This window comes from Microcystis sp. Msp_OC_L_20101000_S702, assembly GCF_007095705.1.
GTDB lineage: Bacteria > Cyanobacteriota > Cyanobacteriia > Cyanobacteriales > Microcystaceae > Microcystis > Microcystis ichthyoblabe_A.
Genome location: NZ_SFBO01000077.1, coordinates 1 through 6,480 on the forward strand (window position 1 = coordinate 1; position 6,480 = coordinate 6,480).

Annotated in this window: 4 protein-coding genes; 3 read left to right on the forward strand and 1 reads right to left on the reverse strand. The window is 46.0% G+C overall.

The window, feature by feature from the left end; genetic code table 11:
* The first annotated feature begins 768 nt into the window (after positions 1-768).
* Together EWV60_RS08330 and EWV60_RS08335 are read left to right on the forward strand one after the other, a co-directional pair.
* The gene (locus EWV60_RS08330) at positions 769-1,248 is read left to right on the forward strand and encodes a hypothetical protein (protein ID WP_002735718.1); all 480 of its coding nucleotides are present in this window, start codon (positions 769-771) and stop codon (positions 1,246-1,248) included.
* A gap of 220 nt (positions 1,249-1,468) precedes the next feature.
* Positions 1,469-3,121: an acetolactate synthase large subunit gene (locus tag EWV60_RS08335; protein WP_287231842.1), complete on the forward strand. Its 1,653-nt coding sequence runs from the start codon at positions 1,469-1,471 to the stop codon at positions 3,119-3,121.
* A 124-nt stretch (positions 3,122-3,245) separates the two neighbouring features.
* On the opposite strand, the gene EWV60_RS08340 is transcribed toward EWV60_RS08335, so the two are convergent.
* Positions 3,246-4,490: a DUF4912 domain-containing protein gene (locus EWV60_RS08340; RefSeq protein WP_287231843.1), complete on the reverse strand. Its 1,245-nt coding sequence runs from the start codon at positions 4,488-4,490 to the stop codon at positions 3,246-3,248.
* 401 nt (positions 4,491-4,891) lie between these two features.
* Between EWV60_RS08340 and EWV60_RS08345 the strand changes: the two genes are divergently transcribed.
* The gene (locus EWV60_RS08345; RefSeq protein ID WP_287231844.1) at positions 4,892-6,229 is read left to right on the forward strand and encodes a histidine phosphatase family protein; all 1,338 of its coding nucleotides are present in this window, start codon (positions 4,892-4,894) and stop codon (positions 6,227-6,229) included.
* Positions 6,230-6,480: the final 251 nt, after the last annotated feature.

Genomic DNA, 6,480 nt, shown 5'->3' on the forward strand with positions numbered 1-6,480 from the left:
GCGTTAGATTTATTGGGAGTTTCCCTGATTTGTACCCAGTAACGGGGCGGCGGAAATTCTCTTAATCCCTTCTACAGCACAGGTTATGGCCTTTTGTCAACGGGGAAGTCCAGAAATAATACCTTTCGACAAAGGATTTCTCGGCTGGTGAGAGAGAGTCTATCTTTCTCTAAAAAAATGGAGAATCACGTTGGGGAACTGTTTGGTATTTTATCCATGACTACAATGCACAGCAAAGCAAAGGATTAAGCCGCCATCACTACTACCGAATCACCACCGTATAGAGAACACCAATGACAGCCTAAGGGTTGGAAACTCCCTAATCCGATAAACTGTATCCTCGATCACGTTTATGAACGCTTGAGCAAACTCAACTGCTTCAGCCTATTTATTCATTGAGGGTCTGAGCATGAAATAGATACCTAATGGCTAAATCAGCCGTATAGTCCCAATCCCTTGCAGAAGTCCCAATCCTAGACAATTGTATCAAACTCTGACAGGAGAAAAACTTGACGACGGCGGGAATAGCTGCCCTCAGTCGTTGGGGACGATAGGCATCGGAGGCTATTTGGTTATCTCTTTAGTCTAGCGATCGCTCCGACTTGATACGTTATGACAGCAAATTAAATAGAGCATTCATTCGATCGCACTCAAGCGCGGGACTTCTGCTGACGCTAAGTTAAAATTATAAAAAGCCCACACTCCCAGAAAGCCATTTATTTTTTACAATGGAAGATTACCTGGATTATTTTTGCGGGGGGGCGATCGGTGATTCTCAATTTTTCCCTAAGGATTGTAGCGGCCAAAGGCAGACTATTCTGTAAGTTTTCACTCTACAAAACCTATCGGGTGGTCAGTAGCGCCCCCGTCGATGTCCTCTGGCAAAAATTAATCAATGTGGCCGATGTCTCTTGGCATCCTTTGATTGCCAAGGCTGATGTTCCCCTGGGTTTAATCGCTAAACCGGGGTTAATCTATCAAGCTGTCACCCGTCTGACTCCCATTCCTATCCGGGTTTTCGTGGAAAATGTCCGCCCTGGGGAACTCCTCAGCCTCAGAGTTCTCGCTATCCCCGGCATGGAACAGAAAATGACCTACCAAGTAGAATCAACCCTCTGTGGTACTTATATTTCCTATTCTGTCACCCTGCGCGGTTGGCTGTCCCCGTTTATCTGGTGGTTAAGTCGTCCCTATCTAGCCAAAGTCGCCGCCCAACTAGCCCACGCTGCCGAAGAATTAACGGCCTAAAAAAAAATTCCCCTCCATTGTGGTAATAAATAATCTGCCAAGGGTCAAGATCTAAGTCACAATAGTATATGGATAGACTTAAACAAAATTTTAGTCAGCTACATTGGTACATATAGTCTACTGATATCATCCCGACGAGTTGAGCGCAACAACCTCAATCCGCCGGGATGAACTATCTCTAGAGACTTTACTGATGAAGTAAGCTCTACAGGAGGGAATTATGGGGGAATTAAACACAGCCGAACTTCTAGTTAAATGTCTAGAGAATGAAGGGGTCGAGTATATTTTTGGGCTACCCGGGGAAGAAAACCTCGATGTTTTGGAAGCCCTAAAAAACTCCTCGATCAAATTTATCACCACCCGTCACGAACAGGGCGCGGCTTTTATGGCCGATGTCTATGGACGCTTGACGGGAAAAGCGGGGGTTTGTCTCTCCACCTTAGGACCGGGGGCGACTAACCTGATGACAGGGGTAGCCGATGCTAACCTGGATGGGGCGCCCTTGGTGGCCATCACCGGCCAGGTGGGAACCGATCGGATGCACATTGAATCCCATCAATACCTGGATCTGGTGGCCATGTTCGCCCCAGTGACGAAATGGAATAAACAGATCGTCCGGCCGGGTATCACCCCAGAAGTGGTACGGAGAGCCTTTAAAACCGCCCAAAGTGAGAAACCGGGGGCCGTTCATATCGATCTTCCCGAAAATATCGCTGCTATGCCTGCCGATGGTCATCCCTTGCCCCTCGATAGTCAGGAAAAAGTTTACGCTTCCTATCGGACTTTGAATATGGCGGCGGCAGTGATTTCTAAAGCGAAAAATCCCTTGATTTTGGCGGGAAATGGGGCAATTCGCGCTAATGCTAGTGAGGCTTTAACGGAATTCGCCACGGCCTTGAATATCCCTGTGGCTAACACTTTTATGGGTAAGGGGGTGATTCCCTATACCCATCCTCTGGCTCTTTGGGCGGTAGGATTACAGCAACGGGATTTGATTAGTTGTGCCTTCGATCGCAGTGATTTAATTATCGCTGTTGGTTACGATTTAATCGAGTATTCCCCGAAAAAATGGAATCCAGACGGGAAATTACCGATTATTCACATCGGCATGACTCCAGCGGAAATTGACAGCAGTTATGCTCCGGTGGTGGAAGTGGTGGGTGATATCACCGATTCTCTCATCGATATCCTCAAACGGGCCGATCGCCAGAATAAACCAACTCCTGTCACCGCGGGATTAAAGACGGAAATTCGGGCCGATTACGAAACCTATGCCAATGATACGGGTTTTCCGATCAAGCCACAAAAATTGATCTACGATCTGCGTCAGGTTATGGGACCAGAAGATATCGCTATTTGTGACGTGGGCGCTCATAAAATGTGGATGGCCCGCCATTATCACTCCGATTGTCCTAATACTTGCATTATTTCTAACGGTTTCGCCGCTATGGGTATTGCTATCCCTGGTGCGATCGCCGCTAAGTTAGTTTATCCCGATAAGCGCATTGTGGCGGTGACGGGAGACGGCGGTTTTATGATGAATTGTCAGGAATTGGAGACAGCTTTGCGGGTGGGAACTCCCTTCGTCACTCTCATCTTTAATGATGGCGGTTACGGTTTAATCGAATGGAAGCAGTTAAACTATTTTGGGACCTCTTCTTTTATTAAGTTTGGTAATCCCGATTTTGTTAAATTTGCCGAAAGTATGGGATTAAAAGGCTATCGGGTGGAATCTACTCAGGATTTGATCCCGACACTAGAGGAGGCTTTCCGGCAAGAGGTGCCTACGGTGATCGATGTTCCCGTCGATTACGGTGAAAATCTGCGTCTTTCCCAAAAATCGGGCGATCTAAGCTGTCAGATTTGGGAATAGAAGTTGATAGCGGCAAGCAACCCCCTCGGTAGCTTGCCGTTATCTTCTCGAAAAAAATCCCCTAACTGAATCTCAGTTAGGGGGAAGTAATTAGGTTGGCTTTGGTAACGTTAGAAAACCCGATCTAGAATAACCATTCTAGAACCGCCTCATCTTTAGTGTTGGTATTGCGAGAGGGGGTTTCCCGGGTAAATTTCATGTGGATAGAACGATTTTGTTCACCATCGGCGGCCACGGCCATAATCGGATAATCGATTAAACCATCTTGGAAGGACATCTGATAGCGGAAAGTGCCATCGGGATTGAGTTTAATCGGACGACCACCGATAGTTACGGTGGCATCGGGTTCGGTGGCACCATAGACGATTAATTCTGCATCGGCAACTAACCAGAATTTGCGCGGACGTTGTAGGGTTTCCGAAGCACCCATACCGATACCAGAAGCAGTCATCCCGATACCGGAAGCGGTTAGTCCCGATACCGTGGGAACTGCCCACATACCAACCCCGGAGGGGAATACATAAGAACTGATCACTTCCGACATCGGTACGGAACCAGCGACGTGCTGCATGGAACCAAACAAGGAGCCAGCCACCCGTAGGGCCTCGATATCGCCGACACTCTCGAAAATTTGGTCGTAGATAGGGCTTCCGGTGGTTCCGGTGCTGCTGTCGTAGCGTTTGCTGGGGGGAACGAGTTCGTAAACAGTTTTGCCCACCAGTTCTTCTTCCCAGTTAACGGTGACAAAAATATCTTCAATCCAGTCGGAAGGATAGACGGGAGGAATCCGCACTAAAGGAGAACGGGCCAAAACTAACCAACGTCCATCAGCACAACGATAACCGATATCGATAACATAATCTCGATCGCTGACCGGAATCGGTAAGTACCATTCCCGGGCCAATTCATCACAGAGATATTCTTGGACGCTATGCGCGCCTTGGCTATTGATATCGATATCGGTGACATCATAAAGACGCAGGGCTAACTGTTGTCCTCCTTGACGACGGAGATCTTCTTTTGATTCGTTGGGGATATCCCAGTAAGCATAGGCCCACTGAGGATCGCGAGGTAACAGGGTAATGCGATTTTCACCGTAGCCACCGGGCAGATCTCCTAAACCATCATCCACCGAACCTAGAATATCTTCGATCGGGTGAGCTTGACCTAATTCAAATTTTGCTGCTTCCACTGGTTTTTCCTCTTTAATAATAGATTTAAAATTGCCGCTTACTCCCATAGCTTGGGTAATTGCCTCGATTAATTGCGTTTTCCGCATCCGACTGTAACGAGAGATGCTGTATTGACTGGCAACTCGTCGTAGTTGCCGCAAGGTCATCTCATCTAAGGGGGGGTATTCTGGAACCATGAGTTGACGCTCTCCGATTAGTTACGACGGCAAATGTTTTTGGGCATTTGCAAAAGCAGTGATCTGGGTAATCCTTCAACTACTCATCGATTGCTTTGTGAACAAGAGATCCACTCGATGGGGATCAAGGGAATCGCTTGTTATAAATACCTATTAAACAGCAAGATTCCGATTTTGACCAAGTACATTGTCATGGTTTCTTGACAAAACCGCCAAACCCTTGATCCCAAAGAGATTGTTATATCAGGAAGTTTTGATATGCTGTGCTGCCTTGAAACTGTAGGCGATATTTTAGTACAAGTGTGCTATGCTAATTACTGATTACTGATCACTGATTTGTACTCCGATCCCGATCGCCTGTAATCTGATATTGAGACTTTTAGTTAAGGAGACTGAACCGCTTGGCTACTCGTGTGATTATTGTTCGTCATGGACAAAGCAGTTATAACGCAGAGCAGAAAATACAAGGTCGCAGTGATGGCTCGGTTTTGACGGAAAAAGGGCATCTGGACGCGGAAAAAGTAGGAAATGCCCTCAGTCAAATCGATATCGCCGCTTTTTACTGTAGTCCTCTCCAAAGAGCCAAATCTACTGCTGAGGTGATTCAGTCTCGTTTAAATCACTCTCCCGTCATTCAACCCACTTCGCAGTTACTAGAAATCGATCTGCCTATCTGGGAAAATATGGTCAAAGAGGAGGTAAAAGCTCAATACCCCCAAGAATATCGGGATTGGCACCAAAAACCTCATGAATTTAAGATGATACTGCCCGATGGTCAAGAACATTATCCCGTTCTCTCCCTCTATCAACAAGCGCAGGATTTTTGGCGAGAAATTATTCCCCAACACGAGGGCCAAACTATCCTCATTGTTGCCCATAACGGCATTAATCGCTGTTTAATCCTCAGTGCCATCGGTATTCCAGTTTCCTTATACCATTCCCTCCAACAATCTAACTGTTGCGTTAATGTTCTCAATTTTACGGGTGATTTTGGTGATCCTGTCCAGGTGGAATCCCTCAATCAAACGGCACACTTAGGGATAGCTTTACCCCCACCGCGTCCTCCTTTCCAAGGATCGAGGCTGCTGCTGGTGCGTCACGGAGAAACCCAATGGAATCGGGATAAACGTTTTCAAGGGGTGCGCGATATTCCTCTCAATGATAATGGCAAAGCTCAAGCTGAGAAAGCCGCCGAATTTCTGCGAGAAACGGCGATCGATCACGCTGTCACCAGTCCTTTGTCCCGTCCCAAGGAAACTGCCCAAATTATCCTGCAATATCACCCCGATGTCACCTTAGATACCCAAGTAGATCTGACGGAAATCTGTCACGGACTTTGGGAAGGTAAATTAGAGGAGGAAATTGAAGCGAGTTTCCCCGGGATGTTAGAAGACTGGAAAAATGCCCCAGAAACCGTGCAAATGCCAGAAGGGGAGAATTTACAGGAAGTTTGGGATCGAGCGATCGCTTGTTGGCAGCAAATCGTTAAAACCTATAGTAATAGTGATAGTCCTAAGACAATTATGGTAGTAGCTCACGATGCCATTAATAAGGTGATTCTTTGTTATTTATTGGGTTTAAAACCCGCTAATTTCTGGAATATTAAACAGGGAAATGGCGCGGTTAGTGTTATCGATTATCCTAAAGGAGTTGACTCTCAACCAGTCCTGCAAGCAATTAATATTACTTCTCATCTAGGAGCGGGAATACTCGATCGCACGGCAGCTGGCGCTTTATAACAGTTATCAGTTATCAGTTATCAGTTATCAGTTATCAGTTATCAGTGGGTAAGTTAACAGTTAACAGTTATCAGTATTCAGAAGATTGCTTTTATTTATTCTTCCCAATTCATAATTCATAATTACGGCTAACTAGGGTTTGCTGAAAAAGTCATTGAAAAGTACAGGTCTCTTAATCAATGATTTCACTTAGCTACAAGCATAAGCTTTAGTTGTTGATTAATTTTTTAAATTATAACTTATCCTAATCA